Here is a 16,375-nt window from a genome sequence, read left to right as displayed (position 1 = left end):
GTCCAGAGCCTCACGGGCGGCGGTCAGACGCCTCGTCCCGTTCCCCCCGGCGGTCCGTGAGAAGGTCCGCCATCACGTCGACCGGAAGGGAAGGGTTGGCGGCCGCCGCCCGCGCCACCTCGGGATCGGCGTCGGTGAGCAGGCCGACGAGGACCGCCGGGGGCAGCGCCGGGTGACCGGCTGCGCGCGGCCGGGCCTTCTCGTCGGCGAGGCAGGGCAGGAGGGCCTCGGCCGTCGCGTTCGGGTGGCCGGCGATCTCGCGGAAGACCCGCCGCACCGGCGGATCGTGCCGGGCCAGGTCCTCCAGCAGGACCCCCGGTGCGTCCGGGTTGGCCGCCACCCGCGCGAGGACCCGTACGCCGTGCAGCCCGACCATGGCGCGCAGCTGCTGCTCGGACAGGCCGGGGTGCGGGGCGACGGCCTTGACCACCGCCGCATCCGGGTCGGCGGCCAGGGAGTCGCGCAACTGCGGTTCCAGATCGTGCCGTTGGGCGACGAGCATCCGTACGCGGGCATCCGCCGACCCGGCCGCCTCCGCGAGCTCGGCAGGCTCGGCGTCGGCGATCCGCGGCAGCAGGGTCGGCCCGATCCGGGTCGCGGCGGCCAGGTGCGCGAGGACGTCGAGCGGCACCCGAGGGTGCCGGGCGAGGCTCTGGGTGACCTCGTCCCCGCCGGTTCCGCCCTTTCCGCCTGTTCCGCGCTTGCCGCAGCGGGCGGCCAGGGAGCGGATCAGGGGTTCGCCGATCGCCGGGTTCCCGGCCGCCTCGGACCGCACCCCCGGGATCGGGTCCTCGGCGAGCTGTGCGTACAACTCTTGTGACAGGTCGGTCCGTTCGGCCACGGCCCAGCGGATCAGCATGGACGGATGGTCGGCGAGGGAGGCCGCGGCGGCCGTCGGCGTGGCCGGGTTCCGTGCGGCCTGCTGCCGGATCTCGTGCAGGGTGGACTCGTGCCCACCCGCGCACGCCGCGCCGCCGCGCAGGTCGCAGTCCGGTCGAGGGCAGTACGGATCGTGCGTGAAGGGGATCTCCTCGCGGTCGCAGACCAGGCACGAGCGCGCGGGAGCGAGCCCCTCGCCGGTGATCAACGCGGCCAGCGCAGCGGGCGGCACCGCCTCGTTGGCCGCGGCGCCCCGGCGCACCTCGGCATGCGGATGCGCCGCGAGGAGCGCGGCGACGGACGGCTCGGTCGTCCAGAGGGCCAACTCCGCGACCACCCCGACGTCCGGATCGGCGGCCAGCGTCTCCAGCACGTCGATCGGCAGACCGGGCCGGGAGGCCAGCCTCCAGCGGATCTCCCGGTCCGGATGGGCCGCCAGCAGGCGGGCCCAGGCGGGCGGTCCGGCGCCCTCGTCCAGCAGGGCGAGGGCCACCGCCGGCCGGGCCGCCGGGTCCACGTCGGCGGCGTCCAGCAGGCCCGATTGGGCGAGATGGAGTGCGGCGTCCTCGTCGCAGGCGGCGAGCGCAGCGACCCGGGCGGGGCCGAGGTGCGTGCGTTCGCTCAGAGCCTCGGCGAGGTCCGCGTCGTCGCCGTCCGGGTCCGCGGTCGCACGGGAGAGCAGCCCGTCCGCCAGTCGGCCGATCAGCCGGTCGAGCAGCTCGGCCGGCAGTGCCGGATTGGCGGCGAGACCGGACAGCAGGTGCCCGTTCACCGCTCCACCGCCGCCTCGGCCAGCGCCGCGGTCAACGCCTCCGCGTACGGGTGCGGGCGGCGCCGGCGCGGGGCGACCACCCCGATGTGGCGGGCGGGGCGCGGTGGTTCGACCCGTACGACCGCGAGGGGGGCCGCGGGGGCCAGCGACACGTGCGGGATCAGCGCGACGCCGACGCCCGCGGCGACCAGGGTCTGCGCGAAGAAGTAGTCGGTGGTGGAGGCCGCCACCCGGAGGTCGAAGCCGGCGAGCCCCGCGTACCGGCGCAGGAAGGCCTCCGTCTTCAGGCAGCCGAGCACCCAGCGGTCGCCGGCCAGTTCGGCGAGGCCGAGCGAGGCGCGGCCCGCGAGCCGGTGCTCGCGCGGCAGCACCAGCCACAGCGGGTCGTCCATCAGCGGCGTCCAGTCGAGCCCGTCCCGCAGGGGCAGCGGACCGTCGAAGTGGTAGGTCAGGGCGAGGTCGGCGCCGCCGCTGCGCACCATCGGCACCGCGGTCTCCGGTTCGACCTCCCGTACGGTCAGCTCGACCTCGGGGTGCGCGGCCACGAACCGGGCCAGCGCCGCCGGCAGCAGATGACGGCCGCCGCTGGTGAACGTGGCGACCGTCAGCCGGGGCCGCTGCGCCGTCAGCCGGGCGATTGCGTGGCGGACCTGGTCCAGCTCGGCGGAGATCGTCTCCGCCGCCTCCACCAGCAGTCGCCCCGGCTCGGTCAGGGTGACCCCGCGGGTGCTGCGCACCGCCACGGGGTGGCCCAGGCTCCGTTCCAGCGAGGCGATGTGCTGCGAGACGGCCGAGGGGGTCAGCCGCAAGGCTCCGGCCGCCTTGCTGAAGCTGCCGTGCTCGGCGACGGCGCGCAGGATGCGCAGCCGCTGCACATCGATCATCAGTTTTCCTTCATACCCGTTCAGCAGGTGATCGGTTCTGCTGGGGACGATACAGCGGCACAGTCGGAGCCATGCAGAAGATTCTCGTGATCGGCGGAAGCCGGTACTTCGGAAAGCACCTGGTCACCCTCCTGCGCGATGCGGGCGACGAGGTCACCGTCCTCAACCGCGGCTCCGCCGAACCGCCGCCCGGCGTGGGCCGCCTCGTCGCCGACCGCGACGACGCGGCGCAGCTGCTCGCCGCCCTGGGCACGCGCACGTTCGACACCGTCGTCGACCAGGTCTGCTACACGCCGCTGCAGGCCGCCGTGGCCCGCCGGGTCTTCGCCGGACGGACCGCGCGGTACGTGATGACCTCCACGATGGAGGTGTACGACCCCGCGCCGCCCACCCCCGGGGCCCGCGCCTACGCCGAGGGCAAGCGGCAGGCCGAGGCCGTCCTCCGCGGCGCGGGGGAGGGCGACGGCCCCTTCGGCTTCGCCGCCGTACGGACCGCGCACGTCCTGGGCGGCGGACGGGAGGAGTTCACCGGGCGCCTCGCGCACTACGTCGGGCGGATCGCCGCCGGAGACCCGGTGGACGTCCACGCAGCCCCGTACGCCACCTCCTTCATCCACCACCGGGAGATCGCCCGGTTCCTGCAGTGGGCGGCCGGGCGGTCCTTCACCGGCGTGGTCGACGCCGCCTCCCACGGGGCGCTCGACGTCCTCGGGCTGTGCGAGATGGTCGCCGACCGGGTCGGCCGGCCCGCGCGCCACCGGGTCGTCGAACAGGGCGCCCCCGCCTCCCCGTTCTCCTTCGACCGCGCCTACGCCCTGGACAACAGCCGGGCCGCCGGACTGGGTTTCGGCTTCGGCCGGGTCGCGGACTGGCTGCCCGGGGCGATCACCGAGGAGCTCGCCGAGGCGGCTCGCTGACCCCTCACCCGTCGCCCGTACGGCGCTCCCACGGGGTGGCTACCGCCGAGCGGCTCGGCGCCGCGGTACGGGACTGCGTGGCCGTCGAGGACTCGCCCGACGGGGCGGCCTCAGCGGAGGCCGCCGGGTGCGGGGTGCTGGTGGTCCCGTCACCGCTGGAGGTGCCGGAATCACCCGTACGGACCGTCGCGCAGTCCCTGGAGGACGTCACCCCGGACCTGCTGCGGCGCTGCCTCGGCAACGGTGTTCCGCGGCAGGACCGTCAGGACCCCAGGCCGAGCAGCTCCACGACGCCGTCCACGTAGGCGGCCGAAACGGAGCCCGGGACGGCGGCCGCCGCGCGGCGCAGCGAGGGCAGGCCGGCGCGGACGTGCGCCGCGCACTGCCCGTACAGCCCGGCCTCGTGCGACGACCCGTCGTCCTCGGCACCGAGCAGGGACAGCAGCGTCCACAGCAGGGCCTCGCGGGTCGCCAGCCGCGGAGGGCCCGCCGACCAGACGGCCATCAGCACCCCGCACACCGCCGGAGCGGGCGGGTGCAGTTGCCCGGACAGGAAGGCGTGGCCCTCCAACGCGCGGAAGGCGGCCGGATGTCCCTCGGCGGCCGCCCACAAGGTGTCCACGAGATGCCCCGCGCCGCGGCGGCAGCCGCACGTCACGGTCTCCCAGTCGTGCCGGGCGATCTCCGCCCCCACCGCGTCGGGCACCAAGGGGCTGCTGCGCGGCTTGTCCGTCCCTCTCATGCGAGCAGTATGGGGATCGGGAACCGGCCTGACCAGGGGGTTCCGCGAGTCGGAACGACCCCGTGACCAGCGCCCGGAACGGGGCCCGGAGTGACACCTGGATCATGGCCGGAACCGGATCACGGGCGCCCACGTCTGAGACCCCGTGTGGATGAAACGAAGAATTGCCACCCTGCTGCTGGCCCTCCTCGCGACGCAGCTGGGATCCCTGATCAGCCCGGCCTACGCCTGCGGCTGCGGGGCGATGATCCCCGAGGGCTACGCCCGGATCGGCGTCGAACGGGAGACCTCCGTCGTGCGCTTCGACGGCCGTACGGAGCAGATCGTGATGCGGTTCGTCGTCCGCGGGGACGCCCCGCGGGCGGCCTGGATCATGCCGGTTCCCGGGCGGGCCACGGTGGAGCTGGGCGACGGGGACATGTTCCGGGAGCTGGACCGGCTGACCCGGCCCGAGTTCAAGACCCGCAGCTACTTCTGGCCGCGCGACCGGGACTGGCCGTTCTCCTCCACCACGGGTGACTCCGTGGGAGCCGCGCCGCCCGGCGCGGCCGCCCCTTCGGTCGGCGTCGTCGGCCGCGAACAGCTCGGCGACTTCGACGTCGCACGCCTCACGGCGACCGACCCCGACGCACTGCGCAACTGGCTGGAAACCAACGGCTTCAAGCTGCCCGACGGACTCTCCGCCGAGCTGAAGCCGTACGTCGACCAGAAGTGGGAGTACGTCGCCGTACGCCTCGCCCCCCGGCAGCAGGGCAAGACCCTGCAGGGCACCCTCGACCCGCTGAAGATACGCTTCGACAGCAACCGGCTGGTCTACCCGATGCGGCTGTCCCGGCTGGCCAAGACCCCGCAGTCCCTCGGGCTGTACATCCTGGCCGACCACCGCATGGAGCCCGCCTCCCCGATCGGCGGCGCCAAGCCGAAGATCACCTTCGCCGGCACGGTCACCCCCGAGGACGGCCTCGCCACGCTCACCGGCGGCAAGCCGGCGTTCCTGACGGCGATCGACCAGGAGTTCCCCGAGCCGGGTCGCATCAACGGCGACCACGAACTGCGCGCCACCGCCGCCGACACCCCGTACCGCAAGGTGATCTACACCGGCGAACTGCTCACCGTCGGCGGGGTCCCGGCCTGGCTCCTGACCGTCGGGGCCGTCCTCGTCGCCCTCGTGGCGGGCGCGTTCACCCTGCGCCGCCGCAGGGCCCGTACCCGGAGCGCCTGACGGGACGACAGCTGGATCTTTGTGGGTTCTGCCCATACGGACGTCTCCCGCGGTTCGGTGAGACTGCCGGCCAGAGGCAACGGCGTGTCCCGGGAACGGGACGGCCGTTGCCGAAGGCATGACGGACCACGGGGAGGACAGCACGATGAACGGACAGCAGTACGACGAGATCGGCGAGGCGTTCGAGGGGTTCAAGTCCCTGCCGATGATGCGGTACGGGGAGGTGCCGAGCTTCCTGGGCCTGGTCGGGGACGTGAGCGGAAAGTCGGTCCTCGACCTGGCGTGCGGCACCGGTTTCTACAGCAGGGAGTTCAAGCGGCGCGGAGCCGCGGACGTCTTCGGCGTCGACATCTCCGTCGAGATGATCGCCGCCGCGCGGGAGATCGAGCAGCGCAGCCCGCTGGGTGTGCGCTACGAGGTCGGTGACGTGGCCGAACTGTCGCCCCTCGACCCGCGCTTCGACATCGCGTTGGGAGTGCAGTGCCTCAACTACGCCGAGGACGTCGCCACGATGGAGCGGATGTGCCGCAACATCCACCGGAACCTGGTGCCGGGCGGGGAGTTCTTCGTGCTCGCGCAGAACCCCGACTACCGGTTCGACTGTCCGTCCCTGGAGACGTACGGGTTCCGCTGCGAGCCGGCCGGCGAGATCGAGACGGGTACGCGCGTGCGGGTCACTGCCCTCCTCGACCCGCAGCCGATCACCATCGTCTCCTCGGCCCCGCGCCGCGAGGCCTACGAAGCGTGCCTGGGGGCCGCCGGATTCAGCGAGATCGCCTGGGTCCCGCTGGAGGTGTCCGACGCCGGCATCCGTGAGTTCGGCAAGGAGTTCTGGGCGGACCTCCTCGCGTACCCGCCGCTGGAGATGCTGCGCTGCCGCGCCTGACGACGCGCCAGGACGGCATCGCGACCGCGGCCCGGGATCGTCAGGATCCCGGGCCGCGGCCGCGCTCGGCCGGTCAGACCGGCCGGGGCGGCTGCGTCCGCCAGAACGCACACTGGTGGTCAGCCCCGAACGAGGTGCCCGTCCGCGTCGCCGTGGGGTTCAAGATGAGGACCGTGGCCCCGGACCCGGTCGGCGGCCACGCCGTCTGCCCCGGCACTGCCGGAGTTCCGTGGCGCGCGAACGCACCCCAGTAGCGCTTCATCCGAGTCGCGAGCGCGACCTGCTCCGCGGTCAGCGGCCGGTCGCCCATGGTGAAGTCGTGCACATAGGCCAGCTCCGCACTGTGGGCATTCGACTCGTCGAGACCGGGCACCTGCGCCCCGGCCAGCGTCGGCGAGTCCGGATCGTCGAACTCATAGAAGTACGTGGGAACTTGGGAGGCGAACAGCTGCGCCGTCCACGCCGTCTGGCAGGCGAACGTCGAGTCCGTCATCACAGCCGACAGCGCCAGGTACGGCGACCCGTACGCCGACACCGGATAGCGGGCGAGCACCTCGGGCCCGGCGGCCCCGTATCCCGCCAGGACCTGCGCCGTGTACTGCTCCTGCGTCAGGTACGGCTGGGTCAGCGCGACGAACAGGCGCGCCTCGGACCGGGTGCTCCCGATCAGCACCGGCACCTTGTTCCAGTGCCCGCTCCCGATGGCCGTCGCCGGATCGACCGGCAGCAGCCCGTCGCCGGACGCCGGACCCGAGGTGGGCACCGTACGGGCCGCCTCGACCAGCGCCGCCCCGGAAGCGGCCCGCAGGCATACGGCCAGCGCCGCCGGATCCGTACAGCCCGCGGCCGAGGCGAAGGCCCGCGCCTGCGACTCGGCCCGCGCGCCGTCCGGCGGACGCAGCAGCGTGCACGGCCCGCTCTGCAGCACCGCCCGGTGGAAGAGCCCGGCCGCCGAGGGCGCGGCCAGCAGCGCACAGACGGAACCGCTGCCCGCCGACTGCCCGGAGACCGTGACGTTCCCGGGGTTCCCACCGAACGCGGCGATGTTCGCCCGGGTCCAGCGCAGCGCCGCCATCTGGTCCATCAGCCCGAAGGAGCCGGAGCGCTGGGCATTCTCCCCGGCCAGCTCGGGCAGTCCCAGATAGCCGAGCTGGCCCAGCCGGTAGTTGATGCTGACCACGACACTGCCGGTGAGATCGGCCATGGTGCGGCCGCCGAACTGCGTGCCCGTGCCCTGGCTGTACGCACCCCCGTGCAGCCACACGATCACCGGCAGCCGGGCTCCGGGCCGGGCCGTCCGGGGCCGGTACACGTCGAGGTACAGGCAGTCCTCGCTGACCGCCTGCGGATCGCGCAGCCCGAACGGCGAGAACTGCAGGCACGCCGGGGCCTGTCGGACCGCCTCCCGGACCCCGGTCCAGCGGCGCGGCGGCTGCGGCGCGCGCAGCCGTGCGTCCCCGACCGGGGGAGCGGCGTAGGGGACGCCGAGGAACTCCTGGGCGCCGTCGTGATTCTGCCCGCGCAGCACGCCCTGCGCGACGGTGGCCTGCGGGCGCGCGGCCCCGCCGGACGGGGCCGCCGTGGCCGCCGCTGCCGGGAGCGCCGGGGTGAGCAGGGCCGCCAGCGCACAGGCGGCGGCGAGCACCGACCGCGCCGTACGCGGCCGCCTCGTGAGCCGCCTCATGGGCGGAGCCCGCCGATGAGGGCCGAGGTGACCGCGAAGTCGGCCGGCCCTGTGTTCCAGTCGGCGTTCATCGGGCTGACGGCGATCTTGCCGGCGCTCACCGCCTCCACGTCACCGCCCTTGGCGGCCGGCTGCGGGCGGACCTGCACGTTCACCTTCCAGGTGCCGTCCCCGGAGTCGGTGAAGTCCGCCTGGAGCGGGGCCTGCGGGTCCTGGAAGGTCGCCGCCACGCCGGCCGCGGTGCCCTTGCCGTCCGCGCCGACGACGGGGTGGTTGATGTTCAGGCCGACGCCCTTCGGCAGCAGCGGGCCGGACCTCGCCCGGCTGCGCAGCCGGTCGATCAGCTTCACAGCGAAGTCCATGGTGGGACCCATCGCGTTGACCGTGGCGGTGGGATCGGGCACGGCCAGGCCGCCGGTGCTCAGCGCGATCGCCGGGACGCCGCTCTCGAGGGCGGCGACGGCGCCGCCGACCGTACCGGAGTGGGTGGCGAGACCGGCCACGTTCGGGCCGAAGTTGGTGCCGGAGACCACCAGGTCGGGGGCGTGTCCCGCGAAGACCTCGGAGAGGCCGAAGGCGACGGAGTCGCCGGGCGTGCCGTCCACGGCCCACACCTTCGGCTCGGGGTGCTTCACCGCGAGGGCGGGGGCGCTCATCATCTTCGTGCCGGTGCCGCTCTGGTTGGTGAGCGGGGCGACGATCGTGACGTCGTGCCCGGCGGCGGTCAGCCGCTCGAACGCCTTGCGGATGCCGGGCGCGTTGTAGCCGTCGTCGTTCGTGAGCAGGATCCGCAGCGGGGCCGCGGGCACCGTTGCCGGCGCCGCCGTAGTCGCTGCGGGCGCGGTCTGCGGCGAGGCGACCGCGGGCGCCGTACCCGCGAGGGCTGCGGTGCACACGAGGAACACGGCCGGCGGCAGAACTCGCTTGCGTCTCACAGAGAACTCCTTGGAAGGGGAGGGAGGGAAGGCGAGGGTGCGGTACGGGTGGTGCGAGGAGGGTGTGTGGGGCAGGACCGGCGGGCGCACGACCCTCGGCATGCGCCCGCCGGAGTTCGAGCCGGGCCGCCGCGATGCGGCAACGGCGGCCCGGCGCCGGTCAGCGCACGCTGCGGATCGGGAGGATGGCGAGTGCGCCGATCAGCGAGAGGGCCCCGCCGACGAGGAAGAGCGGGGTGTATCCGCCGAGCGCGGTCACCACGGCCGAGGCGACGAACGGGGCGATGATCTGCGGCCCGGCGTTGGCGATGTTGAGGACGCCCATGTCGCGGGCGGCGTCTTCGGCCCGGGGCAGGACCAGGGTGACGAGCGCGGTGTCGACGGCCATGAAGCAGCCGAACGCGAGCCCGTTGAGCGCGCTGAAGACCAGCATGCCGGTCCAGGTGGGGCTGATGACGGGGACCACCATGACGAGCCCGGCGAGCGCGGCCGAGACGCCGACGAACACCTTGCGGCGGTCCCACCGGTCGGACAGCATGCCGCCCACCACGGTCGAGAGGGCCATCGCGACCATCGACACGGGCGTCAGGACCGCCATCGCGGCGGGCGGGGTCAGCCCGTCGGGCAGGCTGATGTGGTCGTCCAGGATGTACAGCTGGTAGCCGACGACGGAGAAGTAGCCGAGGACCATCAGGGCCCGGCCGATGAACGCCCACCGGAAGTCGTGGTTCGCCAACGCCGAGAGAAAGGCCGCCAGTTGGGCCCGCTTCGGGGCGGCGGCCGGGGCGGGAGCGGTGCGCGGGACGTCCCGGCACAGGAGGGTGAGCAGCAGCGCGGAGGCGGCGACGATCGCGCCGAAGACCAGGTACCCGGTCTGCAGGTGGTCCGCGGTCTTGGAGGCGATCAGCACCCCGACCGTGCCGCCGATCGGCAGGCCCAGCCCGACCAGCGCGGACGCGGTGCCGCGCCGTGCGACGGGTACCCGGTCGGGGACGATCGCGGTGACCGCGGCCTGGTAGACGTTCATGGTGGCCTGTACGAGGCACCAGCCGATGCCGACGAGCAGCGCGGTCGTCGCGTAACCGACGAAGGCCAGTGCGGCGAGCGAGGCGAAGGCGCCGCCGAGGATCCACGGGTTGCGACGGCCGCTGCGGTCGGAGAGGGCGCCGGCGATCGGGTTGAAGGCGGTCGCGAAGACCGCGCTGATCCCGCCGATGACGCCGAGTACGGCGACCTTGTGGGCGGGGTCGATCTCTGCGACCTGAGTGGGCAGCAGGATCGATCCGACGCCCATGTAGACCGCCAGCAGGGCGGAGTTCGCGACCAGCAGCAGGGGCAGGAGCGCGCGCTGGCGGGGAGGTTCGGGATCCGCCGGGGCGGGCGAATCGATCAGTTCGTTCTGGGCCATGACGACTCCTCGGGGGACGGGGCGAGAAGGGGGTGCGGAGGCTCGGCGCGGGGGGCCCGTGGCGGAGAGGGGTGCACCGTGCGGGGGGCTGCGGCGAGGTGCTGCCGCCTGGGGAAGGCTCGGCGGGCGGCTGTGGTCCACGTGAGGTTGTTACACGTGTCACCTTCGGCGCTTGGACACTGTGTAGCACCCATTTCGGAGTGTTGCTAGAGGCTGCGACGCGGCGATGTACGGATCGTGACCGACCGGGGGGTAGCCGTGCGAGTACGTGTAACCGCCACTTCAAGGCCACTGAGCAGGGCTGTTGTGTCCGGAATCCCTCTTGCGCTTGTGGCGGCGGTCACGAATCCGCAATACTCCGAGCCGCATCGACGACTCCCGCCGCCGCTCACCGCAGGACCCCGCGGGCGGCGTCCCGGGTCCCGGGTCCACCGGTCCCAGGCCCCCACCCCCGGCCTCCGGCCACCGGGCCTCCTGTCCCGCGGCCTCCGGCCACCCGGCCTCCGGCCACCCGGCCTCCGGCCACCCGGCCTCCGGCCACCGGGCCTCCTATCCCGCGGCCTCCGGCCACCGGGCCTCCCGGCCACCGGGCCTCCCGGCCACCGGGCCTCCCGGCCTCCCGGCCTCCCGGCCTCCCGGCCACCCGGCCTCCGGCCACCCGGCCTCCTGTCCCGCGGCCTCCGGCCACCCGGCCTCCTGTCCCGCGGCCTCCGGCCACCCGGCCTCCGGCCACCCGGCCACCCGGCCACCCGGCCACCCGGCCTCCGGCCACCCGGCCTCCTGTCCCGCGGCCTCCGCCACCCGGCCTCCGGCCACCCGGCCACCCGGCCACCCGGCCTCCGGCCACCCGACCGCCTGTCCCCGTGAAGTCCTCCACCGCCTGTGCCTGCTCTCCGCGTGCCCCCAACCGCCTGGGGAGGCCACCCGTGAAAGGCCTGCCATGCCCCGTCCCTCCGCCCTGCCCCGGTCCGGGCACCGCGCGTCCCCGCCTCTGATCCCCGCTCCCCGGCACCACCTTCCGGCGGCCCCGCCCCGCCATGCGGTCGCCGTCGGGGCCGTCCTCCTGCTCGGGTCGCTGCTGATCGGCCTCCTGGTCTCGATCGGTGAACGCCCCGTATTCCAGGGGCTCGACGACAGCTGGGCCGCCTCGATGGACGGCTCGCGCGCCGACGCCCTCACCGGCTTCGCCACCGTCTTCGACCGGCTCGGCGGCCCGCTCGGCATGATCCTGCCGCTCGGTCTGATCGGCTGCCTCTGCGTCTACGGGCGCTGGCGGTCCGGGCTGTTCGCGCTCGCCGCCGGCGTCGTGGCGAACGTCCTCCTGGTGCTCCCGCTCAAGCAGCTCGTCGACCGTCCCCGCCCGCCGCATCCGTGGGTCCTGGTCAACGACGGCTCGTTCCCCTCGGGCCAGGTGTTCAGTGCCGTGACGCTGATGTTCGTGGCCGCCGTCCTGGTGTTCCCCCCGCGGGCGCGCCGCTGGTGGTGGCTCTTCGCGGCGCTGTACGTCGTCGCCATGATGGGCAGCCGGACCTGGCTGCACGCCCAGTGGCTCAGCGACACCGTCGCCGGGGCGCTGGCCGGCGCCGGCAGCTGCATGCTGCTGTGGAGGGCGTTCGCGCCGCTGCTGCGGATCGAGGCCGAGCGGGTCGCGTCCGACAGTCTGTGGCTGTGAGCGTCACGGGCCAACGGTATATCGAGAATCATTGACGGTCGTCTAAGAATCGCCATACCCTCGTGACCGGGGCCGGTGCGCGTCCGCTGCACCGCCGGCCCCGGAGCGACGAAGGAAGGGCCCCCCATGGCACACACCGAGAACCGCACCCCGCCGCCCGTGGTCGACCTCCCCGCAGGCCGACTGCGCGGCGCGATCGAAGACGGACTCTCCGTCTTCCGGGCGGTCCCGTACGCCGCACCCCCCGTCGGCGACGACCGCTGGCGACCCGCCCGGCCGCATCCCGGCTGGAGCGGCACCCGCGACGCGAGCACCGACGGCCCCAGCGCCCCGCAGATGTACGTGGAGGGCGGCGACCCGGTCCTCGGCGGCCACGGGTCACCCCCCTTCGACGAGGACTGCCTCACCCTCAACGTCTGGACGCCCGCGGCCGACGGCGCCCGCCGTCCGGTACTGGTGTGGATCCACGGCGGCGGCTTCGTCTCCGGTTCGGGCTCGCTGCCCGGATACGGCGGCGAGACCTTCGCGCGGGACGGCGACCTCGTGTTCGTCGGCATCAACTACCGCATCGGGCCGCTCGGTTACCTCCCCCCGGAGGGCGAGGGCGAGGGCGAGGGCGAGGGCGAGGGCGGGGACGAGGGCGACGAGGTGGCCAACCCCTGGCTCTCCGACCAGCTCGCCGCCCTGCACTGGGTGAAGGAGAACATCTCCTCCTTCGGCGGCGACCCCGACCGCGTCACCGTCGCCGGCCAGTCCGGCGGCGCCGTCTCCACCGCGGCCCTCGCCGGGCACCCGCAGGCCGCGGGCCTGATCCGCCGGGTGATCCTGCAGAGCCCGCCGTTCGGGCTCGACCTGCCCGACCCCGAGGCGTACCGGGAGCGCACCGCGGCCTACCGGGAGCTGACCGGCGCCAAGAGCGCGCAGGAGCTGCGGGCGCTGCCCTGGCCGGCCCTGATCGGCGCGGCCGGCGGCCTGTTCGCCCGCACGATGCGGTGGGGCCACTGGCCGACGCCGTTCCTGCCCGTCATCGACGGGGCCACCCTCCAGCGCCATCCGGCGCAGGCCCTGCTGCACGGGGCCGCGGCCGGCGTCGACGTCATGATCGGGTGGACCCGCGAGGAGGCCAACTTCGGCTTCGGCCTCGACGAGGGGTACGCGGCCGCCACCCGGGAGCAGGTGACCGACCGGATCGCGGAGACCTTCGGGGCCGAGGCCGCCCCCGAGGTCTATGCCGCTTACGAGGCGGCCCGCCCCGGCGCCGGTCCGGCCGGCGTCCTCATGGACCTGATCACGGACGAGCTCTTCCGGGTCCCCTCCGTCGGGCTGGCCGAGGCCAGGGCCGGTTCGGAGCATCCCGTCTGGGCCTACCAGTTCGACCTCCCCACGCCCGCGTACGAAGGCCGGCTCGGCGCCGCGCACTGCCTGGAACTCCCCTTCGTCTTCGACAACTTCGCGCAGTGGTCGCACGCCCCCTTCCTCGCCGGGCTCGCCCCCGCCGTCCGCGACGGCCTCGCGCAGACCATGCACCGGGCCTGGATCGCCTTCGTCCGCACCGGCGACCCGAACCACCCCGGCATGCCGCAGTGGCACCCGTACGGCGCGCAGACGCGGACCACGATGCGCTTCGACTCGGTCGTCACCGCCTTCGACGATCTCGCAGGGCCCTCGCGCCGCCTGCACGAACTCCGCGGGGGCCGGTGATCTAACTCGTGTAACCTGGGAGGAGAGGTGTCGGTCGACCCAAGGAGCACCGAGAACCATGCCCAGGGAGCCCAGGGAGACGAGCACCCCCGCGTCGCCCGTGTCGATCACCAGCGCCGACGTGGCCCGGCTGGCCGGGGTGTCACGCGCAACGGTGTCGTTCGTCCTGAACGACACCCCCGGCCACCGCGTCAGCGCGGGCACCCGCACGCGGGTGCTCGACGCCGCCCGGCAGCTCGGCTACGTACCGCACGCCGCGGCCCGGTCCCTGCGGGCCGGGCGCAGCAACCTCGTCCTGATGCCCGCCTCGATCTCCGCGATCGGCCGGCTCGTCAGCGACTGGGTCGACGACCTGCACAGCGAGCTCGACCGCCACGGCTACACGGCCGTCCTGCACGCGGGCCGCTTCGCCGACCCCCTCGACGCGGCCCGGGCCTGGGCCGAACTGCGCCCGGCGGCCGTCATCGCCCTCGACGGCGACCGCTTCACCGCCCAGGCCGCCGAGCTGCTGAGCCGCGCCGGCGTGCGCGGCCTGCTGGCCTTCGCCGCCCGCCCGGTGGAGGGCGTCCACACCATCGGCTTCGACCACGCGGAGATCGGCGCCACCGCGGCCGAGCACCTCATCGCCCGGGGCCGGAGCCGGATCGGTGTGGTCATGCCCCAGGAACGCGGCCTCGGCACCCTCGCCGGCCCGCGCCTCGCCGGGGCCGAGTCGGTCGCCGCCCGGCACATGGCCACGGTGACCCCGGTCGAGCTCGCCTACACCAGGGAGTCCGCGACCGCCCTCGCCCGGCGCTGGCCGAGCCTGGGCCTGGACGCCGTGTTCGCGTACAACGACGAGTACGCGGCGCTGCTCCTGCACGCCCTCCAGGCCGAGGGGATCGCCGTACCGGACGAGGTCGCCATCGTCGGTTCCGACGACCTGGTCCTCGCCTCTCTCCAGCAACCGCCCCTCACGACGGTCCGCCTGGACCTGCCGTCGGCAGCCCGCGTCGCCGACGCCCTCCACGAGCTGATCGAGACGGGGAAGACGCCCCCGGTCCCCGCGATAGAGGCCCGCCTCATCCACCGCGCCACGTCCTGACGGGCCCGTCGGCCGGCGCCGCGCCGCTTCCCCGGCGTGCCCGTGCACGTGGGCCGGCGCGACCGGCCCCGCCCCCGGCGCAGTAGCGACGGGGCGGACCGCGCGGGGTCGTTTACGCCGTCCCGGCGGGGCGGCCCGGCATCAGGGCGTGGGGTGAGCGCCGCGCCCGGACTCGCTGCCACCCTCGTCGTCCATGGATGTCAGCACCTTCTACGCCCTCTTCTCCGCCACCTGCTTCACCCTGGTCGGCCTGTGGTGGAACGTCGTCCAGAGCCATGCGGACTGGATGCGTGACCCCGCCGTGCGGCGCGTCGTCGGCGGGATCTACCTGTCCTTCCTCCTGCCCGCCCTGATGGGCCTCTTCGCGCAGATCGGGGGCGCCGAGCAGCCCCAGATCTGGCGGGCGGCCTTCATCGCCCTCGCCGTGGTCGGCTGCGCCTGCACCCTGCGGCTGCTGGCCCGCACCCGGGGCGACCACTTCGTCACCTGGCAGCAGGCCGGGTCCGTACTGCTGTACGTCCTCATCGCCGTCGTCGGCGCCTTCCCCGAACTCGCCGGCCACATCGGCCTGATCCCCATCCAGGCCGAAGCCCTGATCCTGATCGGACTGATCGTCCTGGGTCATGCGCTGGTCTGGCGCTTCATGGCGGGAGAGGGCCGCGCCGCCGACTAGGGCCCGTCTTTCGGATCATGCCGGGCTCGCGGGGCCTGGCACGCGCGCTCGCCGCGTTGTCGTCACTCGCCGACGTCCCCCAGCTACCGCTGGGAGGTGCCCCCACCGCGTTGACTCCCTCCTGCGCCTTGCGATCGCACGCACCAGGCTTCGCTCCCTGATCCGGCCTGATCCCAAAGACAGGCCTAGGCCGATCGCGGCCGTCGGGCGTGCTCACGGCCGAGGGCGGGGGCGAAGGCCCACCACGCCAGCAGTGCCGTTCCGGCGCCGGCCGCTGCGCCGGCCACCGTGTCGGTGAGCCAGTGGGCGTGGAGCCAGGTGCGGCTCCACATCATCGCCAGCGTGAACACCGCCCCACCGGCCCACCAGGCCCGCCGCCGGGCCTCCGGGACCAGCAGGACGCCGATCAGTACGACGAGCAGCGCCGCCCCCGCCGCATGCCCCGACGGGAACGAGCCGTGGTCGACGCGGACCAGCGGGTGCGCCGGGCGCGGGCGGTCCACCAGGTGCTTGAGCCCCTGCACCACCAGCATGCTGCCCACGAGGTAGACCCCGAGCAGGAAGCCCGCCGAGGTCCAGCGTCTGCGGACGAGCAGGAAGACCAGGATCCCGAGCGGCACGACGACGCCCAGCGGGCCGCCGAACCAGTTGAGGACGGCCGCGGGGGCTGCGGGGAGCCCGTCGTGCGGCCCGCCCATCCAGCGCAGCCACCGGTCGTCCGCGCCCTGGAACGGGGGGTTCGCGACGTCCGTACGGACGGTGAGGGCCAGCGCTGCGGCCAGTCCGAGCAGCAGTACGGCCAGGAGCAGGGTGCCGGGGCGGCGGCGCGGGTCCGCCGCCTCCGGCCGGGCCGCGGTGGGGCGGGCCGGAGTGAGTGTGTGCCGCGACATGACTGCCTTTCGACGTACGCGTGGGG

15 protein-coding genes are annotated in these 16,375 nt (G+C 74.2%); 8 read left to right on the top strand and 7 right to left on the bottom strand.

The annotated features are described in order from the left end of the window. Positions 1–10 precede the first annotated feature (10 nt). Positions 11–1,651: a hypothetical protein gene (locus tag ACZ49B_RS10620; RefSeq protein ID WP_468303080.1), complete on the bottom strand. Its 1,641-nt coding sequence runs from the start codon at positions 1,649–1,651 to the stop codon at positions 11–13. Beyond that, on the bottom strand, positions 1,648–2,535 hold the full coding sequence (locus tag ACZ49B_RS10615) for a LysR family transcriptional regulator (protein ID WP_468303079.1): 888 nt from the start codon (positions 2,533–2,535) through the stop codon (positions 1,648–1,650). Before ACZ49B_RS10615 ends, ACZ49B_RS10620 begins: the two co-directional genes overlap by 4 nt. Before the next feature lie 71 nt (positions 2,536–2,606). Between ACZ49B_RS10615 and ACZ49B_RS10610 the strand changes: the two genes are divergently transcribed. Both ACZ49B_RS10610 and ACZ49B_RS10605 read left to right on the top strand, forming a co-directional pair. Next, positions 2,607–3,452, top strand: a complete 846-nt coding sequence (locus ACZ49B_RS10610; protein WP_468303076.1) for an NAD-dependent epimerase/dehydratase family protein — start codon at positions 2,607–2,609, stop codon at positions 3,450–3,452. 35 nt (positions 3,453–3,487) lie between these two features. Further along, a complete protein-coding gene (locus tag ACZ49B_RS10605) occupies positions 3,488–3,757 on the top strand; it encodes a hypothetical protein (RefSeq protein WP_468303073.1) in 270 nt (89 codons plus the stop codon). On the opposite strand, the gene ACZ49B_RS10600 is transcribed toward ACZ49B_RS10605, so the two are convergent. Beyond that, positions 3,715–4,194 carry a hypothetical protein gene (locus ACZ49B_RS10600; protein ID WP_468303070.1) on the bottom strand — a complete coding sequence of 160 codons (480 nt, stop codon included), beginning with the start codon at positions 4,192–4,194 and terminating at the stop codon, positions 3,715–3,717. The genes ACZ49B_RS10605 and ACZ49B_RS10600 overlap by 43 nt on opposite strands. 151 nt (positions 4,195–4,345) lie before the next feature. On the opposite strand from ACZ49B_RS10600, the gene ACZ49B_RS10595 reads away from it, so the two are divergent. Together ACZ49B_RS10595 and ACZ49B_RS10590 are read left to right on the top strand one after the other, a co-directional pair. After that, a complete protein-coding gene (locus ACZ49B_RS10595) occupies positions 4,346–5,416 on the top strand; it encodes a DUF2330 domain-containing protein (RefSeq protein ID WP_468303067.1) in 1,071 nt (356 codons plus the stop codon). A 145-nt stretch (positions 5,417–5,561) separates the two neighbouring features. Next, a complete protein-coding gene (locus ACZ49B_RS10590; protein WP_468303065.1) occupies positions 5,562–6,302 on the top strand; it encodes a class I SAM-dependent methyltransferase in 741 nt (246 codons plus the stop codon). A 73-nt stretch (positions 6,303–6,375) separates the two neighbouring features. On the opposite strand, the gene ACZ49B_RS10585 is transcribed toward ACZ49B_RS10590, so the two are convergent. The 3 genes from ACZ49B_RS10585 to ACZ49B_RS10575 form a co-directional block, all read right to left on the bottom strand. Next, positions 6,376–7,986, bottom strand: coding sequence for a carboxylesterase/lipase family protein (locus tag ACZ49B_RS10585; protein ID WP_468303062.1), 1,611 nt, complete (start codon positions 7,984–7,986; stop codon positions 6,376–6,378). Then, positions 7,983–8,921 (bottom strand): 5'/3'-nucleotidase SurE, encoded by a 939-nt coding sequence (gene surE, locus ACZ49B_RS10580; RefSeq protein WP_468303059.1) that lies wholly within the window; start codon positions 8,919–8,921, stop codon positions 7,983–7,985. Before surE ends, ACZ49B_RS10585 begins: the two co-directional genes overlap by 4 nt. 160 nt (positions 8,922–9,081) lie before the next feature. Further along, complete coding sequence (locus tag ACZ49B_RS10575) at positions 9,082–10,329, bottom strand: MFS transporter (RefSeq protein WP_468303056.1); 1,248 nt, start codon at positions 10,327–10,329, stop codon at positions 9,082–9,084. A 940-nt stretch (positions 10,330–11,269) separates the two neighbouring features. On the opposite strand from ACZ49B_RS10575, the gene ACZ49B_RS10570 reads away from it, so the two are divergent. The 4 genes from ACZ49B_RS10570 (at position 11,270) to ACZ49B_RS10555 (ending at position 15,459) form a co-directional block, all read left to right on the top strand. Further along, the gene (locus tag ACZ49B_RS10570; RefSeq protein ID WP_468303053.1) at positions 11,270–12,001 is read left to right on the top strand and encodes a phosphatase PAP2 family protein; all 732 of its coding nucleotides are present in this window, start codon (positions 11,270–11,272) and stop codon (positions 11,999–12,001) included. Between the two features lie 126 nt (positions 12,002–12,127). Beyond that, positions 12,128–13,702, top strand: a complete 1,575-nt coding sequence (locus tag ACZ49B_RS10565) for a carboxylesterase/lipase family protein (protein WP_468303050.1) — start codon at positions 12,128–12,130, stop codon at positions 13,700–13,702. A gap of 58 nt (positions 13,703–13,760) precedes the next feature. Next, positions 13,761–14,786: a LacI family DNA-binding transcriptional regulator gene (locus tag ACZ49B_RS10560; RefSeq protein ID WP_468303047.1), complete on the top strand. Its 1,026-nt coding sequence runs from the start codon at positions 13,761–13,763 to the stop codon at positions 14,784–14,786. A 193-nt stretch (positions 14,787–14,979) separates the two neighbouring features. Beyond that, complete coding sequence (locus ACZ49B_RS10555) at positions 14,980–15,459, top strand: hypothetical protein (RefSeq protein ID WP_468303045.1); 480 nt, start codon at positions 14,980–14,982, stop codon at positions 15,457–15,459. 185 nt (positions 15,460–15,644) lie between these two features. Here the strand turns inward: ACZ49B_RS10555 and ACZ49B_RS10550 are convergent, their stop codons facing one another. Next, positions 15,645–16,349 (bottom strand): phosphatase PAP2 family protein, encoded by a 705-nt coding sequence (locus ACZ49B_RS10550; RefSeq protein WP_468303042.1) that lies wholly within the window; start codon positions 16,347–16,349, stop codon positions 15,645–15,647. Positions 16,350–16,375: the final 26 nt, after the last annotated feature.

Source organism: Streptomyces sp. NPDC031132, from assembly GCF_055570595.1.
Note: the sequence above shows the minus strand (reverse complement) of the source record. Positions and strands in the feature narration are given on the sequence as shown.